This is a genomic window from Polyangiaceae bacterium (assembly GCA_020633205.1).
GTDB lineage: Bacteria > Myxococcota_A > Polyangia > Polyangiales > Polyangiaceae > JAHBVY01.
In genome coordinates this window covers 139,094-160,325 of record JACKEB010000015.1, presented here as the reverse complement: position 1 = coordinate 160,325, position 21,232 = coordinate 139,094, and the positions used below count along the sequence as shown (strand labels likewise).

The window sequence follows — 21,232 nt, the reverse complement described above, 5'->3', positions numbered from 1 at the left end:
CTACCGCGTGGCTGGCAAATCCACTACGACCTCTCGGAGGACGGTGAGTGCGTGTACTGCGATCTGGACCCAAAATTCGGGGACGCTTGAAGGTCTACGCAACCAAGTGATGCTCACAGCGGCGCGTTTCCTCGCGTAAACGCGCGAGGCATGCAGAGCGCTAGTTGCACAACAAGCCCCAGGCCGCATACTCCGGCTCACGACAGGTCCCCAAGGAGCAATAGCACATGCTGGTACCGTCTGTGCACGCTTCCCCGACTTGCTTCCGTTCGGCACAGGTCCCGGAACTACACCAGTCACCTTCGATGCATTCTCGATCGAAGGAGCAGGTCGAGCCGGTGGGGAGCTTTGGTATGCAGGTCCCGCCGACGCATTGCAGGTTCTCTTCGCAGCCGAAGTTGCCACACTCGCGCTCCCCTTCTCCAAGCAGCCCTACGCACACACCGTCGACGCCACACGCGAGGCCGTCGGCGTAGGCGCACTGCCCTGCACCGGTGCGGTGGATCGTACCGATACACTGCGTCATACCGGGCGCTACGGGAAGGCAGGTGTAATTGCAGGGGTCGCCGAGCGCTGCGGAAGCTTTACCGCTGAAGCACTGCGACCCCAAACACTTCGCCAGGTCGTCTCCTGGGAGCGTCTGGCACTCGAAACTATCGTCGCATGGGGCGCCGACGGGCACTTGGGGCACAAAGACCTCAGGACAGAAGCGCTCGTCAATGGTGCTGAACGTGTTCGGGGCGCAGTCCGTGTAGCTCATCTGGAGCGCCGCCAGGCAAGCCTCGGTTCCGCTCGGATCAAACTGAACGCTACCTCTCGCGATCAAGTTGGCGAAGCGTTCCTTCGCCGCCCCTCGCTGGGTGCCGCACATCGGATTGGTCGCAACACCGGCAGCGGCGCAACACGGCGTCATCGCGCTGCAGTAGTCGTCCATCACGGAATCGAGGAAGGCCTCCCAGGGCTCCTGGTTGGTTCCCGCCGTTCCGGCGACGCCTGATGTGCCGCCGATACCACCGCTGCCGCCAGCCGGATCCGCGTCTGTTCCACCGACGCCGCCCGACCCCGCACGGCTATCGTTCAGCGAGGCGTCGCTGACGCTTCCACAAGCGACGACCCCGCACCCGCAGCTGATCGCCACTACCGCGAGGAATCTCGAGGAGTACATGGTTCACAACCTTAGCACCGGTCCCCTTGCGTCCCCAATACGAGGGGAACAAAGCCACCCAGAGACGAGGCAAGCTAGCGAGATCGCTAGCTCGACGCAGCGCCTCCCGCCCAAAACAAGAATCACTCGGTGGTAAGAGGAACCAAGTGAGGAAAGCGAGCAGAATCGGAGGAAGGTTGGGTTTGGGGTGAGGTGCGGCGTTTGAATCCGCGTGGATCACTTCGCCGCAGGCGATCCGCAAACGGTTCCCGCTGCAACACATTCAGGGCGGGTTCGCGGAGAGGGTGACATCGTCGATGAATTCGTCCCCTTGACACGTCGTCGCGATGCTGTGTTCCTGAGTTTGATAGCCCTCAGCACTGATGATCAACGTACAGGTGTGTCCGCCTGGCAGGGGTGTCGCCGCAACGCCCTGGGCGTTCGAGGTGGCCTGACAATGCGGCTCGATCTGGTCCTCGCAACAGATGCCAATGACCTCCATGTGCGCTCCGGCAATCGGCTCGCCGCTCTCATCCTGAATGCGCACGCCGGTTCGGGGAATGCACAGCGGATCGCAACCTAGCGCAAACGCCAATAGACCTAACAGCAGCAGCCCCGAAGCGTTGGCCGAACGCATACCGTAAGCTTAGCAGCGCGCTCGAGATCCACTCGCGAAACCCACAGCGACCCCGCGGAAACGGCAACGAGCAAAGGGATGCTTTCTTTTTTTTTGGGGGGGGAGGCGCAGCGTTTCTGCCACGTGCCCGCCCGAGCCGTCGTCCAGCTTCGTCCTGCAGTTACGCGTGGACCGGCGGCAGCTTCACCACATTCATCCAGAAGTCTTCTACGCTGCGCATCGCTTGCTGAAACTCTTCAAAGCCCAGCGGCTTCACGACGTAGCAGCTCGCTCCAAGTTCATAGCTCGCGAGTACGTCTTGGGCGGCGGTCGAAGAGGTGAACACCACGACCGGGATGCGTTTCAATGTGGGCTCCGCCTTGAGTCGCTCGAGGAGACCCCTACCGTCCAGGCGCGGCATGTTGAGGTCGAGCAGGATCAAATCCGGCAGGCGTCCACCCTCTAACCGCTCCTCTAGATACTCGAGCGCCGCTGCACCGTCTGGAGCGACCGACAGCTCGACGGTACGGGGACTGCTATCAAGCACCTCTCGGGAGAGCTCGACATCCGCAGCGTTGTCTTCCACCAGTAAGATGTTCACTCCGGCTCATTGTCTCGCTCAGTGGGCCGGAGCGTAAAGCGAAAGGTGCAGCCCTCTTCCCGAGGCTCGAGCCAGATGCGGCCTTGGTGTCGCTCGATGATCCGCCTGGTGATTGCCAGCCCGATTCCGCTACCGGGATACGCGTCCCGGGAGTGCAAGCGCTGGAACATCTTAAAGATGCGCTCCGCGTGCTGAGGCGGGATCCCGATCCCCTGGTCCGTGACTTCGAATTCCCAGAACCGAGGTTTGCGCTTGGCTGCGATGCGAATCCGCGGCGGCTCCCCGTCTTTGGCAAACTTCAGCGCGTTCACGATCAGGTTCTGGAACACCTGGCGTAGCTGCCCCGCGTCGCCCTGCACCTCGGGCAGCTCGCCAACGCTGACCTCAGCGCGGGTCTCACGGATACTCACCGCCAGCGACTCAAGCACCTCCTCGACCACGTCCTGAGTCCGGACCGGTTGGAGCGGCTTGCCCTCAGTCTCGACTCTAGAAAACTCCAGCAAGTCCACGATCAGCGCCTGCATGCGTCTGGCACCATCGGACGCGAAGTGGATGTACTGATCCGCCTTCTCGTCGAGCTTGCCCTGGTAGCGACGCGCAAGGAGCTCGGTATAGCTAGCGACCATGCGCAGCGGCTCCTGGAGATCATGCGAGGCAACGTAGGCGAACTGTTCGAGTTCCTGGTTGCTGCGCTTCAGGTCAGCCTCGATTTGATTCCTCCGGGATACATCAATCAGGATCATCAACACGGCATCGTCATCTTCCGCAGCGACGCTCCCCAGGTTCATCTCCACGTCGATTTCATTCCCGGCGTGGGTCACCGCGAGATCCAGAGGCTCGCCCCGCTTGTGCTCGCGAAATCGCGCCAAGCAATCTCGCACGCTCCGTCGCTGACGCTCCGGAAACAACGCAGTCACGTCGGCGCCGACCAAGGCTTCGACAGGCTCCCCGACCAGTCGCGCCGCGAGTCTATTGGCGAGCTGGACGCGATCTTCCGCTCCAATCAGGAGCAGGGCACCAGGAGCCTCATCGAAGAGGCGCCGAAAGCGCGCTTGCTCCAGCTCGAGGGCAGCCTCCCGTCCCAACACTTCCTCGCGCATCCCCTCGAAGGTTCGAGCGAGCGTCCCGAGTTCGTCAGTTCGGGCTGTCGGCAGGCTACTGCCAGCTTCCTGCGGAAACGCCGCGACCGCTTGAGTGACTTGTTCGAGCGGCCGCGCGATCGCCCGCGCCAGAAGGAAGGCGATGATCAGCGCCGCGACCAATCCCAGCGCCACGGCGGGCCACACCCCGGCCCTGACTGCGGTGGCAACGCTGGAGCCAACGGACGGACGAATGGTAATCACCGTCAGCCGCTCGGTGGCGGCGAAGTGCAGGGGCACGACGGCAACCGCGCCAAGCTCGGGGTGCTCGAGTCCCACATGCGGCTTCTCGGGGGTGAGCGCGCCCAGCTGAGGAAACTCCTGCTTCAATGTCGCAGTACCGCCGAGGTCCTTGGCAAACTCGTGCTCGGCGTCCGGGTGCAGGATGAAGTACCCGGCTGCGCTCACGACGTAGGCCTTGTCCCCGGCGGGCACCGCGCTCCTCAGCTCGCGCAACGTCGGACGCAAGTCCACGTTGAGAATCACCACGCCCAGGGCGCGCCCCGCCGAGTAGATGGGCGTGGCGGTGCGGACCACCGGCTTGTGCGGGACCTCTACCTTCCCATGCTCGCGGTTCAGTTCAAGCGGGGAAGTGTAGACCTCGCCATCGGAAACTTGCATGCCCCGTGTGAAGTAGTCCCGGCTCGATTTGTCCTGGAGCTCGCCATCCTTCAATATCCGCACGGTACCGTGCTCGACCGTACGTTCCACGCGAATGCGTTCGCGGCCGGCGGCGTCCAACACTCGCAGCTGCAGGTAGTTTGGCTCCGTCTTGAGCCGCTCCAAGAAAGCCCGCTCAATCGCGGCACGCAGCCCCTCGGACCCCTCGTCCTCTGCCTCCAAGAACTCGCGAACCGGGACGCCCTGCGCCGCAGCCAGTGTATCTCCCCGCGCCCTGACGGCCGGTCGGTCCAGTAGCTCAGCTAGCCGCTCAGCGCTGCTCAGCTGGCGCTCGAGGTCAACGGAGACCAAGTCTCCGGCCAGCTCTCGGTCGATGGTCCAAGCAAGTAGCCCGGCGACGCCTAGCATCAGCGCCGCGAGCGCGACGAACAGCCGATTGGCAAAGCCAAACCGGGAGCGTTGCGCTTGACGAGGACCGGGAGCCAACACGAGCCGCGAGCCTAGCGGCTCCGCTCGCTGAATGCCAGATGGCGACAAACTACAGAAACTCCAAACCCGTCAGAGTCCCGACCCAAAGCCCCCACAAATTCCCCGAAGAAATATTCTTTATTTTCCTTCAGGAAATAATAGCGGCAGGGAGCGCCTCAGATGTAGCGCAGTACGGGGCTCCCCTGAGCGGCAACTGACGTCGACGCCTTCCAGTTCGACATCGTCGTCGACGGAGTGCAGGCGGACATTGTCTGCGGAGCAGAGCGCTCTGGCTCCGGCCTCCGCGGGCTCAGCTTCACCTTGACGGATCAAGACGGGCAAGCCATTCCCGGAGGCACCAGCCAGAGCGAAAGCTCGAGCACCGAGAGCCGTATCGACAACCTGGCGATCCCGGCTGGAACCAAGCAGGTGCGGCTGACAGTCAGCGCCGCTTCACAAGCCACCGACGTCTCGAGCACCTTCTACCGCTGCGGCGTCACGCTCCACGCGCCGTAGCTCCCTTCTCGGGTTCCGTGTCGGCGAAGCTGAGCGCGCTCCCGACAGCAGCGCACATCGCACCGTGTTGGTAGCTAGTTCCCCCCGGAATCGCGCGCAGACGCCGCGCAGAACTAGCGCGGTGCCTGTGCAAATTCATCGCCCTTACAGCGCCCGCTAATGTGAGGCGTGCGGCGCTATCCGGGGGATAGTTTCAATCGGGCTGTGGGCGGTTTTCGACGAAATTATGAACCGGCATGCTCAGGCGCTTTGCGAAGATCGCGCCGGAACTCGGGCACGTCCCGTGCAAAGCGGTAAACGATGCGTTTCGCCGTCTTGCTGCTGGTGGGTTGCACTGCCTGCGGCAGTGATGGCGGTCACGTGGGTGGGTACGCAGACATGTCTTCGGAAGAGGACGCGGGTGCGCAGACCGACGCTCCTCCCCCCCAAATAAGCCACAAGGAAAAGACCTGTGAGCGCGAACGTGCGTGGCGGTCTGACCCCATCGGGGTGGTCGCCTCGCCTCGGGTGGCTGTTGCCCTTCAGCCGCTGTTCGATTCTGTGACGTTCGACCTGCGAGACCGGATCGACAAAGGCTGCAATTGGAAACTCCAGGTTAGCGGCGGCGGGGACGCGTCGAGCAGCCAGTGGGTTCCCATGCACCATGGATCGACCAGTTTCTGGAGCATGAACGCCCAGAAGCAGCTGGTGGTCGAGATCGTCGACGCGAGCTCCCGGACGGTGACTCTCGCGGTCAGCGAGGTGACGACCCGCGCGGATCACACGGGCGACTGCGAGGAGCTTAGTCAAGTCGACGTGCGCGGCTCGATCAGAGAAGAGAACGACGAAGTGAGATGGTTCACCGTCGCAGGCGACGAGGTCCGCTTCGGTGATCTGATCGGCAAACCAGAGGACCGCCAGGTGAGCTTGAGCTTCTCCGCGGTGCCACTCGAATAAGGAACGTCATGAAGTCCGCGCGTCCACCGCTATTCACCTGTTTGGGCGCTTTGGCGCTGTTGGTCGGCTGCTCGTCAAAAGACAAGCCCCAGGCGACCGCATTTGGCGGCAACGGAGGAGCTGGCGCGGAAGGCGGCAGTGTTCAAGGTGGCAGTACGCAAGGCGGTTCCGCATCGCGAGGTGGTAGCGCCAACGCGGGGAGTAGCAGTGGCGGAAGCGGCAACTCAGGAAGTGGCGGGATCCACACGGGGACCGCTGGAGATGCGAGCGGAGGGGCCGCGGTAGGCGGCTCGGGTGGCGAGCTCGTTCCAACCGACACCGCGTGTGAAGAACAGCGAGCATTCCTTGCGGGAGGCATGGCGTTCGTTTCCCCTACGCCACCCGAACTCGGACTTGCGCTCTCCCGTCTGCTGTACGACCCAGCGTCCAAGCCGATCAGTGTCGTTGCCCGGTTCAAGCCAAGTGAGGCAATTGGCGACGCGTGGATTGGTGCGACGGAACTCGACGGCTTCAACCAAACGTTTCCTCAAGGATTCGTGCCTGAGCCCGTCGACCTGGCACTCCAGTTTGGCGGGTTCAACACGACGGAGCCGGCCAAGGAAGCTTGGCTAGCGCTGGGAGAGAACACACGCATTCGGCTCGAAAACGTCGAGCTCGTGGCGAAGACCAGCAACGCCTGCAGTGTGCTGGATGCGACCCTTTCCGCGGTCATCCCTGACTCCGAAGGCGCGGTCGAGCTCGACCTGCCGAGCGGAAAGACCACGGTCGGGACGCTGGCAGGCGGCACGACCACGACCTGGAACGTCCGCGCCGTGTTCCAGGCTGCCACCACCGACTTCGACTTCGAGGCGCTGCCCTGAGGCAACGGTTTCAAACATGCACAACGCCCCTACATCAGGCATGTGGTCACGTCTGTCAGGTATCACCGCGCTCTGCCTACTGGTTATCAGCGCCTGCGGAGACGAGGGCTTACCCTATGCGGGCGGCGGAGGCTCCGACGGTCGGCTATGCACGGACGCCGACGGCGACGGCTTTGGCCTGGGCTGTGCCGCTGGACCTGACTGCGACGACGGAGATCCCGACGTCGGCGCGTGTTCCATGGACCAGTGCGCCACCCCTCACGCGGGCTGCCCTTGCGGTGAACCAGGACAGCGTGTGGCCTGCGGAGAAACCCTGAGCGAGGTCGCAGGCCAACGCGTGTGTGGCGATGGCGATCGCGCGTGTAACCCGGACGGCGAGTGGGGCGAGTGCATCATCAACAATTCCGTGCGGCTCTTGCCCGGCGGAGACCCCAAGCGAACGCTCGGTCTTGGCCCCGCCACGCCGTGCACCGACCCCTGCAATCCCTATTGTCAGAACTTCCCAGATACGCCCTCCGGTCTGGGCGATCCGGGCGCCGGAACCACGGCGACAGACACAGGCATCACACTTCCCGGCGCGAGCGGCACCACGGGTGGCAACCCAGTATGCAGCGGAGGTAGCCTCGGCAGCTGCGCGCACCACCCATGCCAAGCGGGCAATAAACTGGCATCCGCCTGCGATGAATCGGGGATCCCGCCGGCGTGCTCAGCGAAGAATACCGCCTGCGACATCAACAACCCCTGTTGCTATGGGCTGTCATGTACCGCAGGGAAATGCATTGAGCCCGCAGCACCCCAGCTCACGCTGATGAGCGAGGGGTTCACGACCGCGACGGGTTGGTCGCTGTCTGGCAACTGGCAGCTGGGCGCTGCCAACAGCAACAGCGCGAACGACCCCACGAACGACACCTCGAGCGGCAGCGACCGAAGAGTCGCGGGGACCATCGTCAACGGTCAGTACCAGAGCAACCGCGATGACTCGATGCTGAGTCCCATCCTGAACACCACTCAGGGTACCGGCCCTATCACGCTCACATTCCGCAGCTGGCGCGACTTCGAGAGCGGCTACGACTATGCGCGGTTCTACGTCTCGACCGACGGCGGAACCAACTGGACCCAGCTCTTCTCTTCCACCGGTACAAACCGCGCATGGGAGACTCAGACTTACGATCTCTCGAGCTATCGGAGCACGCAGTTCCGCATGCGCTGGCGCCTCACGACTGATGCCTCTCAGAACCGCGGTGGCTGGAGCATCGACGACGTCACCATCATCACCGACGGTGCGCCGACGGCTTGCTCCAACGAAGGGGGTTCCTGTGGTGGCTCCGGGAGCTGCTGCGGATCACCGTCGTGTGTCGCCGGAGTCTGCACGACGCCGCCGCGGGGCTGTGTGCAGGCCATCTGCGCAGCCCGCCCCTCGTGCTGCACCAGCGCATGGGACGCCACCTGCGTCAGCATGATCGAGACCACATGCGGAAACGAGTGCGCCACCAACGGCGCGGGTCAATGCACACTGTGCTGGCAAGACAACATCGACCACGACGGCGACGGCTACTCGTACTCCCAGGGTGATTGCCGCGACTGCGATCCCCAAGTGAACCCTGGCGCGTTCGATGTCCCGGGCAACGGGCAGGACGAAGACTGCAGCGGTGTCGCAGATGACGAGCCATCGGGATGTGACGTGGGCCTGCCTTTCAGCGGCTCGAACGCGTTGAACTACGCCAAGGCGATCGACCTGTGTCGCTCGACGACTACCAGCGCCACGGGCAGCGCGAAGACCTGGGGTGTGATCGACGCGACGCTGATTAAGGCGGATGGCTCTGCGTGTACCGACGATCTCCAGCGGGCGATCACCAATCGCTTCGGCCTGAACAACGTGCCGAGTCGCGGTGCGAACATGGCGGTCTTCTCCTCGGGTACTGCCCGCGACACGAACGATCCCGGATACGTGAACCCCAACGGACAGGTCTCAAGCTACAACTCGCCCGGCGGCCGCGTGAATCCTCCTGCAGGCTTTCCCAACAACGGTCCTGGTTGCGCTGCCGGACAAGCTGCGTACGACTCGTGTGGCCTCCAGCTCACCATCCGCGCTCCAACGAACGCGAAGTCGTTTGCCTATGACTTCCGCTTCTTCAGCAGCGAATACCCCGAGTGGGTGTGCACGCAGTTCAACGACACGTACATCGCGCTCTACGATGGAACCGCGCCGGGCATCCCGGCGAACAAGAACATCTCCTTCGACACGAGCAACAACCCCGTTTCCGTGAACATCGGCTTCTTCGATGTTCCAGGCAGCCCGACCACGACAACACACTCGGTGCTGAGTGGTACGGGTTTCGACGGCTCGTGCACCTGGTCGGGGCTATCGCGAGTCTGTGGTGGCGCTACGGCGTACCTCACGACTACCGCGCCGGTCGTCGCGGGTGAGACGATCACCCTGCGCTACATGATCTGGGATACCGGGGACGACGACTGGGACTCCACGGTGTTGCTCGACAACTTCCGTTGGTCAACACAGGCAGCCTCGGTTCAGACGCAACCCGTGCCTCCCCCGACGCCGATCACGACCTTCACTGAAGGCAACTTCACTCGCGACTACGACACCTCCACGGTCTGCCAACCGGGCTTCAAGGTGCGCTGGGGGCACTGGTCGTGGACATCCACGACACCAGGCGACTCGAAGATCGAGTTCTACGTCAAGTCAGCAACGACCGCCGCCGGACTCGCGAGCGCCACCGAGTATCCATTGAAGTTTACCAATCCCCCTGGTCCTTCGGCGCTCGCCGGCTCAGCAGCCGCTGCGAGAGCCAACTACTCTGGCCGCGATACGCAAAACGGATCCCTCGTCGTCGACGCAGTGCTGTCGGCCCTTGGCGTCTCACGCCAGAATCCCTTCGTACGCATCCGCAGTCGCCTGGTCCCGACGACCGACGCTCTGGACGCTCCTCAGCTTCATAGCTGGAACCTGGAGTTCGCCTGCGAACCTGGTGAATGACTTGACCCGAAACCCGCCTTCCCCCACGCTGTGAAAGCTGGAGTTCGGCGCAGCACGGGCGGCCCGCCCCACCTCCTTTTTTGGGGGGAGGCAAACACCCCCGTTGCCTGACGAAATCGCGAATCCAGCCAAAAACAAGTAGTCCGACGAGGGCGTCGGAAACAAACGCTCACGCCGTATTCCCGCCGACGCCCATGTTGAGCGGGTGAGCCACTCGTCCGATCCAGCACCCGCGGGGGTCCCGTTCGATGACAACTCAGCCGATCTGGAGCGGCTTGCCGATCGCTTCTCGATCCACGAGGTCATCGGCCGCGGCGCGACCAGCCAGGTCCGCCGCGCGACCCAGCTCGGGGTGCAGCGCGAAGTCGCGCTCAAGCTGATTCAGCTCCCGGAGAAGGACGAGGACGATCAGCGCGGACGCATGCTGAGGGAGGCGCGCTTGGTCGCGGGCGTGCATCACCCAGGCCTGGCGCAGGTCTACGACTGCGGCGTCGTGGGGCGCACTGCGTTCATCGCCATCGAGTATCTCCGTGGGGCAACACTCGACGACAAACTGCGCGCGGGTGCGATGCCCATCGCGGAGGCGCTGCGACTCTCCCGCGAGCTGGTCAGTGTGCTCAAGGCAGTCCACGAGCATGGTTACATCCACCGCGACTTGAAGCCGGCAAACATCTTCTTGGTCCCGGGTGACGACGGCCTCGAGCACATCAAGGTGATCGACTTCGGTGTCGCGCGTCGCATCAGCCTGAGCGCCCAAGACAGCGCGCGACTGAAGCAGACCCTACGCGGCATCGGCGAGAAGCACACCGTCCAGACCATGCGCGGAATCATCTTTGGGACCCCTGCCTACATGAGCCCAGAGCAAGCGATGGGCCTAACGCTGGGCGCTCGCAGTGACCTCTACGCCCTGGGCTGCGTGATGTACGAGATGCTCACCGGCACGGCCCCCTTCGAAACCAAGGAAGTGATGAAGGCGTTATGGGACCACATCGCGGTTCCGCCACAATCACTACGGGAGAGGACCCCAGACGCGCATATCCCCGAGGAACTTGATGCGCTGGTGCTCAAGCTCCTGCGAAAAAAGCCAGCTGAGCGCTTCAAAGACGCAGCAGCGGTCCTCACCGCGCTCGACGTGGCGGCCGGCGTGCTGCCCCGTACGGCGCTGGCGAAAACGGAGACTCAGCGCCCGGCCGCTCCCGCGGCGGCTCCCGGGTGGCCGAAGCTAGTCGCGGTTGCGTTGCTCGTCGCCTGCGCCTCAGTCGCCTTGGTGCTGTGGCTATCCAAGCCCACTGCGCCAGCAGAGGTAGCACGGCCGGCAACCAGCGCTCCTCCCCCAATCCACCAACACGCAGGTCCTGAAATCACTCCTGCTGTGGATACCAGCGAAGCACCCGAACCAACGCCAGCCGCGTCAGTCAGTGTAGCCCCGACTGCAGCACCAACCCACCCGAACCATTCTATTCCTTACGGTAACACTCAGCCGTCACCGACCTCGAAAACGCCAGCTACCCACAACCCTCAACCGACGCCGGACCCCAACTATGAGCTTCCCGAGCTCAGAGGCGTCAAGTGAGATGGCAATGCGCCACCTGAAAACAGCCTTGCTCACCATCGTCATGCTCAGTTCGAGTTCAGTTCTTGCCGGACCCGAAGAGGCCAAAGCTCACTTCGAACGCGGCGCTGAGGCTTACAAGGAGGCGCGCTATGAGGAGGCTATCGATGGCTTCAGCAAGGCGTACGCGGAAGATCCGAAGCCGATCCTGCTCTACAACATCGCCCAGGCGTACGAGCGCTTGGGTGACACATCGAATGCGCTGCGTGCTTATCGAGACTTCTTGCGCGAAGGGCCAAGCGACGACGACCGCGCCGTGATCGAGACGCGGATCCGCAATTTGGAGAAGCGCCTCCAGGCCCGAGGCCTACAGCAGCTGAGCGTCTTCGCTCAGCCGGTTGGAGCAGCAGTGTTCGTCGACGGAACGGCCGTGGGCAACTCACCCTGGACCGGAGAGCTACCCCCAGGCAGGCACCGTATCCGCGTGGAACAGAAAGGCTACGCGAGCTACGAGCGTGAGCTCCTGCTAGGTCCGGACCGCGCTCAGGACATGGACGTGACGCTGCAGGCAGAAAACGAGGCAACTCCGGCCCCGCCCTCACCCCAGACAGCTGACGCGGGAGCAGCCCCGACGATCTCCGTGTGGACCTGGACAGCCCTCGGAGTCACGACAGCGGCCCTCGCCACGTCGCTGGTTTTCGAACTCTCACGCCAAGGAGCCGAGAGCGACGCCGAGAACGCTGACACCCAGCTGGCCTATCAAGACGCTTACTCCAGCATGGAGAGTCGTCAGACGACCTCTCGAGTCTTCCTTGGACTCGGCGCGGTGGCGGCGGTGACGAGCGGCGTGTTGCTGTACCTTGACCTGAGCAAGAAGAGCGACACGAAGGTCGGCTTCGCCTGCCTCCCTGGGCAGTGTGCCGCGTTCGCTGGAGGGCACTTCTGATGACTCAAGCCCCTGCAGCGCGGAAAGCCTGGCAACTCCTCTTGTGGTGTAGCGCGCTCGTACTGAGCGCTTGCTCCTCAAACCTCGACCCAGATGGCGCGGGCTTCCCCTGTGACTCGAACCAAGCGTGCGCGCCGGGGTACACCTGCGACGCGGACAACCGCTGCGTGCGAGAAGGCACCTCCGCGGGCGGTTCCTCGGGGAACGGCGGGAGCGGAGGCACACAGGCCGGAGGCAGCGCGGGCGTCGGCGGCGTAGCAGGCAACGCGGGTGACGGCGGCGCCGCGGGAAGCTCAGGCAGCGCGGGAACCGGGGGTTGCCCGACGAATCAGCAAAGCTGCAACGGCGAGTGCGTCAACCCGATGCTGAACCCGGAGCACTGCGGCGCTTGCAACACGCCCTGCACAGCACCGCCTGGCGCGGTGCCGACGTGTGCTCAGGGCCGCTGCGACTTCAGCTGCGACAGCGGGCTGACGCGCTGCGGAGACGAATGCGTCGACCTCAAGGCAGACCCCGGCAACTGCAACGCCTGTGGAAAGCTTTGCCCCGCGGTAACGGGTGGCGAAGCGGCGTGCAACGCAGGTGTCTGTGGCAGCCAGTGTGGAACGGGCCGTACGGACTGTAGCGGCCTGTGCGTCGACACCAGCTCGGACCCGCAGAACTGTGGGGGCTGCGGCACCGCATGCTCCGAATCACAAGTCTGCGGCCCCACTGGCTGCACGGACAGCTGCCCGGGCGGCTACACCCAGTGCGGCCAGTCCTGCGTCGACGTGGATTCGAACCCAGGACACTGCGGGAGCTGCAATCAAGCTTGCAACGCACCAAACCACGCCGACGCAACGTGCACGGCGCAGAGCTGCGACTTCACCTGCCGCACGGGTTACACCGAGTGCAACGGTCAATGTGTAGACACCGACGACGACGCCGCGAACTGCGGCGCCTGCGGCAACAGCTGCGTGAAACCGGCGCACGGGAGCGCCTCCTGCAGCGCCGGGAGCTGCGGCTTCTCATGTGACCCAGGCTACGTCCGCTGCGGAAGCGCTTGCATTGCAATCGACAGCGACCCCCTGCACTGCGGCGGCTGCGGCATCGCCTGCGCCTCGAATCAGGTTTGCTCCGCGGGGAAATGCACGGACACGTGTCCCGGGACTAGTACCAACTGTGGAGGCCAGTGCACCGATACCAAGACCGATCCGGCAAACTGCGCGGGCTGCGACGTCGCCTGCCCGGAGCCCGCACACGGCAGCGCGGTGTGCTCCGATGGCATGTGCGCCTTCGACTGCGCGACGGGCTACAGCCCCTGCGGCGGTCAGTGCCGAGCCTTGGACAGCGACGTGGACAACTGTGGAGCGTGCGGCAATCGCTGCACAGCGCCGTCGGGAGCAACCGCGGTCTGCAACGCGGGCATTTGCGACTTCCAGTGCGGCCCCGGCCTCACCGAGTGCAACGGACAGTGCGTGAACCTCAACACGAACAAGCTCTTCTGCGGCTCGTGTACCAAGGCCTGCGGAACTGACGAAGTCTGCCTCTCAGGCTCTTGTGAGACGGACTGCACCTCTCCGACGACGGACTGCGACGGCTCTTGCGTCAACACGAGCAGCGATCCGAACAACTGCGGTGGCTGCAACATCGAGTGCACCGCGCCCAGCAACGGAACGCCGAGCTGCAACACCGGCAGCTGTGACTTCAGCTGCGGCGCAGGCTACGTGCGCTGCAGCGACCAGTGTGTGCCAGCCCAGGGCGACCCCGACAACTGTGGCGCGTGCGGCAACGTGTGCCCCAGCGTGAGCCACGGTTCGCGCACCTGTCAAGCAGGAGCCTGCGGCGTCGCCTGCGACTCCGGTTACAGCCAGTGCGGCAACAGCTGTGTGAGCTTGAACAGCGACCCGAACAACTGCGGCACCTGTGGCAAGCAGTGCGGCAACGGCATGGTGTGCGTCTCCGGTGCTTGCGTGATGGACTGCCCCAGTGGTCAGACGGACTGCAGCGGACAGTGCGTCAACACCAGCACGAATCCTGACAACTGCGGCATGTGCGGAAACGATTGCGCGGAACCGATTTCAGGAAGTGGCACCGGACAACCAGTGTGCACGACAAGCAGCTGCAGCCTGAGCTGTAGCGCTGCAACGCCGGATCTGTGCAGCTTCGGTGCGGGCAAGGGCTGCGTTGACAAGCAAACAGACCCGGGCGCGTGCGGCTCATGCAGCACCCGCTGTGGCGACGGCGAACGCTGTCAGAGCGGTAGCTGCCAAGCCGACGAGTGCGCTCCGGGACTCGTCAAGTGCGGCGGAGTGTGCGTCGACAAGAACACGGACGCAGACAACTGTGGCAGCTGCAATAGCGGCTGCGGATTGCTCGGCCTGGGAAACCGCTGCCAGGCCGGGAGCTGCAAGTTCTCTTGCTCGAGCGGCAAAACGGATTGTGGAGGGGACTGCGTGGACACGATGCATAGCAACCAACACTGTGGCGCTTGTGGGAATCGCTGCGACAGCGGCGAGGTGTGCAGCGCCGGAACCTGCCAACCATTCCAGTATGCCAGCGGCTGTTGGGAGTGTGGCGGCAGCAGCCCCACCTGCTGCGTCCTTGGCTCGAACCTGCTCTGCCTGCCTCAGGGGGTCCCATGCCCGTGAGTGCTTGGCGCCATCGCTTGACGAGTTGGGCCGCAAAGCAGTCCAATCGAGGCATGGGCATCGACGAACGTCGGGAGCGGGAGCGCGAGGCGCGGCGTGCCGCGATCCTCAAAGCCGGCTGGGAGGTCGCAGAAGAGCAAGGCTGGGCGCGCTTCTCGGTGGAGAAGGTCGCGGCGAAGGCTGAGCTTGGGCGCGCGACGATCTACGGCTACTTCGAGTCCCTCGAGATGCTCGTGCTGAGTCTGGCGGCGGAGGCGATCGACGAGCTCACCGAGCGCGTCGCGGCGGCGCCGGGCTTGAGCGAGGCGCTCGATGTTCCGGTCCGCCTGTCCCAACACCGTCCATCCGCCTTCGCGTTGCTGTTTCCGGAGTCCGAGAACGCGCGCAAGCTCTTCTTGAGTCCACACCTCGAGGAGCTGCGCGCTGATGCTCTCGAAGTGATTGGCCGCCTGAAGAAGCTCGCTTCGCGTTCAGGAGCAAACCTCCCCGAAGACTCCAAGAGCGCCGCTGCGTTCATCTCGGGGATTTCCATCGCGGGCGCGATGGTCCCAGAACTCAAGAACAGCACGACCATGCGCCGCAAGTGGCAGGAGTTCTGCCTGGGAGTGATCCGCTCCCAGGCAGAGGACGCGCCACCGGATCCGGAAGCGCCGGCTGGCTCTGAAGCCAGCTAGCACATTACCTCCGGGAAATTGCAAGGGCCCGCTGTCTTCAGCGGGCCTGCTATCTTCAGTTGGCGCGCGCTGTTTGCGCCATGGCGTGGCTCAGCCTCCGGGAGGTCCTCCCATTCCGCCACCACCGCCTCCTGAAGCGGAGCAACCGGGACCACCGCTCTGGATGGTGATGGTCTTGGAGACGAGCATCGCGCCGTCCGACATCTTCTGGACGTCGTACAGATAGGGCGACTTGTCGCTCTCCCCCCCAACCACGTTGTCATCGTCGAGGTGCACGTTGGGGATGCCGAACTCTTTGTAGTCCGCGTGGTTGGTGAAGATGTCGTCGACCAGCTCGTCCTCCCACAAGAGCTGCGAGACAACGTAGCTACTGTTGTTCACCCGCACCTCGAAGTGCACGTGCACCGCACGGCTCGAGTACCAACCGGGGAAGCAGCTATCGAAATAGACGACGCCATCACTGTCTGTCGTCTGGGAACCGCGGAAATACATCTCCTGTTCAGCCTCGGGTTCGTCGCCATAGCAGAACGAACCGCTCGGAGTGACACCGGAGTAGACGCCCGTGATCTTCGTATGCCAGATCTGCACCCAGGCGCCGCTGATCGGGTTGCAGCTCGCGTCCACGAAGCGCATCGCGATGCGCATCGGGATCCCCGGGTAGCCTTCACTCACATCGACGCGTTCGATGGTCGTTTCCGTGGTGCAAGGGCCCTCGGTGGTGGAGCAGATCAAGTTGCAAGAGCTCGGCGCGTCAGCGAACGGATTCGGGTAGTTCGCCTTGTCCGTCATGCCGGCAGTGCCGCCGCTGCCCCAGCCCGTGGTCGAGGTAGTCCCGCCACTGCCCCCCTCACCTCCGGTGCCGGCCGTACCGGCTTCGCCACCAGCGCTCCCGCCACTTCCTCCAGAGCCGCCCGCGCCTCCGCTGCCTCCGGCGCCACTAGTACCGCCGGTGCCATCGCTGGAGTTGGAATCCGAGCTACACGCAGCGACCGCGATTCCAGCACCGAGCACCCACAGAGTGTTGCGCCGACTGATACTCGCCAACTTGCCCGGTTGATTCGTCTTTTTCTGCATAAGCCTCAAAGGGGGTTTGGGGGGAGGAGCGCCTGGGGAGGCGTCGCTAGGCACCTAGACAGCCAAACCCACGTCAGCGTTAAGGCCCACACACGAAAAGTGATCCGCTGAAAACGGATACCCGGCGACTACGGCACTGACGCCGTTGCCCAGCCCATAGCTAACTGATACTAGCCTACAGAGTGGGGGTACTGTCGCACGCCGTCTCGTCGCAGCTCTGCCGTCGACAGCGTTACCCCGCGGAAACCGCTGAGCGAACTCGCCTACTCTGTGGGGACGCCGACAGTTTGCCAGGCGACGCGCGACAACAACTTCAAGAGTTCCTCTTGGGTCGCCATCGCCTCTTCAGAAAACGGATCGCGCCCAGTCCATCCCTTGAGCAGCGGCGCAGCAATCACGTAGCCACCGAGCATGTAGTGGAACGCCATCACCATATTCGCTGCGAGGGAATCATGACGAGGGCTGTTCTCGACAGAGAAGTTCAGCAGCGGCGCCATGCGCGCGATCACACTCTCGAGTTCTTCACCACCGGCCAACGTCGCGTGCTCGAGAATGCGCGGGTAGTTCGGATGCTTCACGTACATCCGAAACATGGTCACGACATTGGTCTGCGCGTCCTCTTCACTCCTCGGCGGATTGATCAGTTCTTTCAGAGTTTCCGCAAAGGGCAGCATCAAGCGATCGAGCACCGCTTCGTACAGCGCCTGCTTGGACGCGAAGTGTTTGTAGAGCGATGGAGTGCGGATCCCAACGCCATCGGCGATGTCGCTGAGCGATGCGGCGCGATAGCCGCGAATGGCAAACTCCTGCTCCGCAACATCCAAGATGCGGATGCGCGTAGGGACTCGATCACTGGTAGGAGACACGCTGTCTTCATGAGTATCACGGAGCGCGCCCAGTGCTAAAGCCGAGTCACACAAACCCCATTTCCGCGACGCTTGCCGGGCTTTATCAGCGCATTGCAGGTAAGCGCAGTGCAGGTAACCGCATCCCCGGGGTACGCGCGCTTCGGCGGCTCGGCCTAGCCGAAGAGTCTGCGTTAGGAGCCACGCCAGCTGAACCAGAGTTTGCCGAGCTAACCACACGCATGCGTTGCGCGCTTCGCGCCCAAGGCGGGGTCACAAGCGACACGCCGGAAATGGCGGATCTACCGGGTTTTTCTGGGCGATGTCTGGTGACTGGGGCAACCAGTGGCCTCGGCCAGGCGGTCGCAGTTCAGCTCGCTGAGGCGGGAGCTTCGCTCGACCTCCCCACGCGGGGCGCACGCATCCCAGAAGACTTGGCGAAGTCCTTTCGCTCGCGGCGCGCTGTCGACTCAGTGGGCGACTCAGTGGGCCACTCGCGTGAGCGCTTGGAGGTTTTCCCGGTAGATTTTGCGAACTTGCCCACGCTGGCGCCCGTGGTGAAGCAGCTCGAGCCCGAATCCCTTGGCCTAGTCGTGTTGAACGCCGGGCTGATGACGCGGGTCGCTCGCCCAACCGACCAAGGGCTCGAGTCGATGTTCGGGGTGAACTATCTAGCGACTTTTGCCTTCATGCGGCAGCTGCTGGGGGCGCGACGCCTGCTGCCGAGCGCTCAGACGCGCGTCGTGGTGGTTTCATCCGAGGCGCACCGCAGCGCGGCCGCTCTGGAGATCGAACGTCTCGGAGCGTGGGTCGATTTCGGAGCGTTCACAGGCATGCGCCAGTACGCACACAGCAAGCTGCTGCTCTGCACATTCGCCGCGGAACTCGCAAGGCTGCTGAATCCAGAAGCCGTGAGCGTTTGGGCACTGTGCCCTGGGCCGGTGAACTCACGCATCGCGCGGGAAGCCCCACGCCTGGTGCGGCCCGCGCTGGATCTGGTGATGCGCCTTGGCTTTCGCTCTCCGAGCGACGCCGCTCGCCCGGTGGTCGCCCTGGGCACCGCTCCCGAGTTCGCGGGGGAAACCGGAAGATATTTCCACGTGGAAGAATGCAAGCCCATGTCCGAGCTGGCGGAGGATCCAGCCACAGGACGTGCCCTCTGGCAGGCCACGGAAGAACTCCTCGCCAAGCTGGGTCACCCCGTGCCCCCGATCGATCCCCTTTACCTACGCAGCTGAGGTTTCCGATGTTCATTGAACGCAGCGAAGAAGAGAGCGAGCAGCGAGTCCTGGACGGCACGCTGTGGGATGAGTTCTGCGACCAGCTCAAGCTGGCGGGCAGCATCATCACCCGGGAAAGCTCGCCGTCCAGCTCTCTGGACCGAGCAGAGGGCTACCGCTACCTCAGCCGCATGCTTCGCGCAGCGCTCGAGACGTTCGTGGAGAACTCGGATCCCATGGCGCCGAGCCTGGGACGCGTCGTTCATGAAACCGCGAAGATGGGCGCCGACAACCCAGACAATCGCTACTTCAACGCGCCGCTGCGCAGCGACCAGGACTACGTCATTCGCGGCAATCGTGGTTCGGTGCACTACCTCGCCTTCGCTACCCAGGTCGGGCACTACGGCCGGAGCGGCGGGATGCCGCCAACGGGTTTCATCGAGGCCAAGGACATGCGCTTCGATCCGGACGGTAGCTTCGAGCTGATCATCAGCCAACGAGAGCATGCTGGAAACTGGCTGCCGATGACCGCCGAGACCGGCACGCTGATCATTCGCCAGACATTCCTCGATCACGTTCGCGAGCTGCCAGCCGAGCTGAACCTCGGTCTCTTGAATCAACCCGCGCAACCGGGCCTGCTCACGCCCCAGCGCATCGATCAGGGTCTCGGTCAGTCGAGTGCGCTGGTCCTCGGGGCGGCAGCGTTGTTCGCGAGCTGGGCCGAAGGCTTTCAAGCCCACACGAACCAGCTGCCGGAGTTCAGCGCCGAGACGTCCCGCGCCTTCGGAGGTGATCCGAACATCACCTACTACCACTCCTACTGGAGGCTCCTGCCCCATCAGGCGCTGGTGATCGAGACGCCCGTTCCGGAGTGCGATGCCTGGAACTTTCAGCTGAACAATCACTGGATGGAGTCCCTCGACTATCGCTACTTCACCATCCACGTGAACAAGCACACAGCGCGGTACGAGGCCGACGGCAGCGTGCGCATCGTGGTTGCCCACACGGACCCGGGCTGTCCCAACTGGATCAACACCTGTGGCCACGATCGCGGCACGATGTGTTTCCGCTGGGTCAGGTCGGCGTCGACACCACAACCCCAGACTCGCGTGGTCGACCTTTCAGAGCTGGCGCAGGAGCTAGGCCGTTGATGCTGCCGTCCAAGCCAGAGCGGCCGCGCGCCGTCACCGCGCTGAACCGAATCGCAAGTCCAGGCGCGCGCTGGCTCGAACACGGCTTTGACGCCGGGCGCTTGCTCGACGCCGCGCGGAGCCGCACTGGCTTGCGAGACTTTGGCGACGAGAGCTTCCTCGAGCCGTTGGAGCGACTCCTCCATTGCATCCGTACGGAATCTTGCCTAACCCCAACCGGCGCGCTGATCACTCGCGCGCGGCTCTCAGGTGTGCTTGAGAACAGGCTGCGCTTGGAGGCGCTGTACGCCGAGCACCCGGAGATCGAGCGTCAGGTGATCCGCGAGCCCATCATCATCGCAGGCTTGCAACGGACGGGCACCACGTTGCTTCACCGCTTGCTCGCAGCCCATCCCAAGTTGCGCTGGCTCGCGTCTTGGGAAGCGCTGAGTCCCGTTCCAAGTCCCGGCACCGATCGGCGCCTGCAGAAGGCGCAGTTCGCCGAGCGCGCGCTGCGCTATCTCTCTCCCGCGTTCTTCGCAATCCACCCCGTGGAGGCCGAGGCACCCGAAGAAGAGGTTCTGCTGCTGGACTATTCGTTCCGGAGCACGGTTGCCGAAGCGACGCTGCGTGTACCGAGCTTTTCACGTTGGCTGGAGAATGCCGATCAGCTGCCTGCGTACCGCTACCTGGAACGGCTGCTGAAGGCTCTGCAGTGGCAACACCCGAAGGAGCGCTGGGTGCTGAAGACACCTCACCACCTGGAGTGGCTCGACACCCTGCTGGAGGTTTTTCCGGACGCAAAAATTATCCAGACGCACCGCGATCCGACACGCACGCTGGCGTCGTTCTGCAGCATGATTTGGCATGGCCGCGCCGTGTTCAGCGACCAGGTCGACGCGGCGGAAATCGGTCGCGACTGGGAGCGCAAGACGCTGCGCATGGTGACTCGTGGCAGCCAGGTGCGCGACGCACACCAGAACGGAGCCCCGCACTTCCTGGACGTCTACTACCAGGGGCTGATGCGCGATCCGGCGGCAGAGCTCGAGCGGATCTCCGCATTCGCAAGCCTCGAGTGGACCGAGAGTGACCGCGCGAAGCTTAAGCAGGCGCGGGGACACAACCAGCAAAACAAGCACGGCGTGCACAAGTACCGACTCGAAGACTTCGGGCTCACCACGGCGGGCACTCGGGAGCGCTTTGCGGACTACGTCGCTCGCTACACAATTCCCAGCGAGGGTTAGCGCAATACGCCTCGCTCCAGG

The 21,232-nt window shown here is 63.8% G+C and carries 17 protein-coding genes; 11 read left to right on the top strand and 6 right to left on the bottom strand.

Going from position 1 to position 21,232, the window contains the following annotated elements:
* Positions 1–160: 160 nt before the first annotated feature.
* From H6718_23600 to H6718_23585, 4 genes are all read right to left on the bottom strand, one after another.
* Positions 161–1,165, bottom strand: a complete 1,005-nt coding sequence (locus H6718_23600) for a hypothetical protein (protein MCB9588414.1) — start codon at positions 1,163–1,165, stop codon at positions 161–163.
* Between the two features lie 262 nt (positions 1,166–1,427).
* Positions 1,428–1,781, bottom strand: coding sequence for a carboxypeptidase regulatory-like domain-containing protein (locus H6718_23595; GenBank protein MCB9588413.1), 354 nt, complete (start codon positions 1,779–1,781; stop codon positions 1,428–1,430).
* Between the two features lie 160 nt (positions 1,782–1,941).
* Positions 1,942–2,361, bottom strand: a complete 420-nt coding sequence (locus H6718_23590; protein ID MCB9588412.1) for a response regulator — start codon at positions 2,359–2,361, stop codon at positions 1,942–1,944.
* The gene (locus tag H6718_23585) at positions 2,358–4,610 is read right to left on the bottom strand and encodes a PAS domain S-box protein (protein ID MCB9588411.1); all 2,253 of its coding nucleotides are present in this window, start codon (positions 4,608–4,610) and stop codon (positions 2,358–2,360) included. The genes H6718_23590 and H6718_23585 overlap by 4 nt, the downstream gene beginning before the upstream one ends.
* A 234-nt stretch (positions 4,611–4,844) precedes the next feature.
* Here H6718_23585 and H6718_23580 point away from each other — a divergent pair, with 234 nt between their 5' ends.
* The 8 genes from H6718_23580 (at position 4,845) to H6718_23545 (ending at position 15,698) form a co-directional block, all read left to right on the top strand.
* Positions 4,845–5,105 (top strand): hypothetical protein, encoded by a 261-nt coding sequence (locus H6718_23580; protein ID MCB9588410.1) that lies wholly within the window; start codon positions 4,845–4,847, stop codon positions 5,103–5,105.
* 300 nt (positions 5,106–5,405) lie between these two features.
* Positions 5,406–6,041, top strand: coding sequence for a hypothetical protein (locus tag H6718_23575; protein ID MCB9588409.1), 636 nt, complete (start codon positions 5,406–5,408; stop codon positions 6,039–6,041).
* 8 nt (positions 6,042–6,049) lie between these two features.
* Positions 6,050–6,901, top strand: a complete 852-nt coding sequence (locus tag H6718_23570; protein ID MCB9588408.1) for a hypothetical protein — start codon at positions 6,050–6,052, stop codon at positions 6,899–6,901.
* 40 nt (positions 6,902–6,941) lie between these two features.
* Entirely contained in the window at positions 6,942–9,896 is a 2,955-nt protein-coding gene (locus H6718_23565) for a choice-of-anchor L domain-containing protein (GenBank protein MCB9588407.1), read from the top strand.
* A gap of 205 nt (positions 9,897–10,101) precedes the next feature.
* Positions 10,102–11,469 (top strand): protein kinase, encoded by a 1,368-nt coding sequence (locus H6718_23560; protein MCB9588406.1) that lies wholly within the window; start codon positions 10,102–10,104, stop codon positions 11,467–11,469.
* 7 nt (positions 11,470–11,476) lie between these two features.
* A complete protein-coding gene (locus H6718_23555; protein MCB9588405.1) occupies positions 11,477–12,394 on the top strand; it encodes a PEGA domain-containing protein in 918 nt (305 codons plus the stop codon).
* Positions 12,394–15,024, top strand: coding sequence for a hypothetical protein (locus H6718_23550; protein MCB9588404.1), 2,631 nt, complete (start codon positions 12,394–12,396; stop codon positions 15,022–15,024). Before H6718_23555 ends, H6718_23550 begins: the two co-directional genes overlap by 1 nt.
* Complete coding sequence (locus H6718_23545) at positions 15,015–15,698, top strand: TetR/AcrR family transcriptional regulator (GenBank protein MCB9588403.1); 684 nt, start codon at positions 15,015–15,017, stop codon at positions 15,696–15,698. The genes H6718_23550 and H6718_23545 overlap by 10 nt, the downstream gene beginning before the upstream one ends.
* Positions 15,699–15,788: 90 nt before the next feature.
* Here the strand turns inward: H6718_23545 and H6718_23540 are convergent, their stop codons facing one another.
* Positions 15,789–16,772 (bottom strand): protocatechuate 3,4-dioxygenase, encoded by a 984-nt coding sequence (locus H6718_23540; GenBank protein MCB9588402.1) that lies wholly within the window; start codon positions 16,770–16,772, stop codon positions 15,789–15,791.
* Between the two features lie 263 nt (positions 16,773–17,035).
* Entirely contained in the window at positions 17,036–17,638 is a 603-nt protein-coding gene (locus tag H6718_23535; GenBank protein MCB9588401.1) for a TetR/AcrR family transcriptional regulator, read from the bottom strand.
* A 32-nt stretch (positions 17,639–17,670) separates the two neighbouring features.
* Here H6718_23535 and H6718_23530 point away from each other — a divergent pair, with 32 nt between their 5' ends.
* Genes H6718_23530 through H6718_23520 form a run of 3 tightly spaced genes read left to right on the top strand, consistent with a single transcriptional unit; the run spans position 17,671 to position 21,211 of the window.
* The gene (locus tag H6718_23530) at positions 17,671–18,855 is read left to right on the top strand and encodes an SDR family NAD(P)-dependent oxidoreductase (GenBank protein MCB9588400.1); all 1,185 of its coding nucleotides are present in this window, start codon (positions 17,671–17,673) and stop codon (positions 18,853–18,855) included.
* Positions 18,856–18,863: 8 nt separating this feature from the next.
* A complete protein-coding gene (locus H6718_23525; protein MCB9588399.1) occupies positions 18,864–19,988 on the top strand; it encodes a DUF1214 domain-containing protein in 1,125 nt (374 codons plus the stop codon).
* Complete coding sequence (locus tag H6718_23520; protein ID MCB9588398.1) at positions 19,988–21,211, top strand: sulfotransferase; 1,224 nt, start codon at positions 19,988–19,990, stop codon at positions 21,209–21,211. The genes H6718_23525 and H6718_23520 overlap by 1 nt, the downstream gene beginning before the upstream one ends.
* The last annotated feature ends 21 nt before the right edge of the window (positions 21,212–21,232 follow it).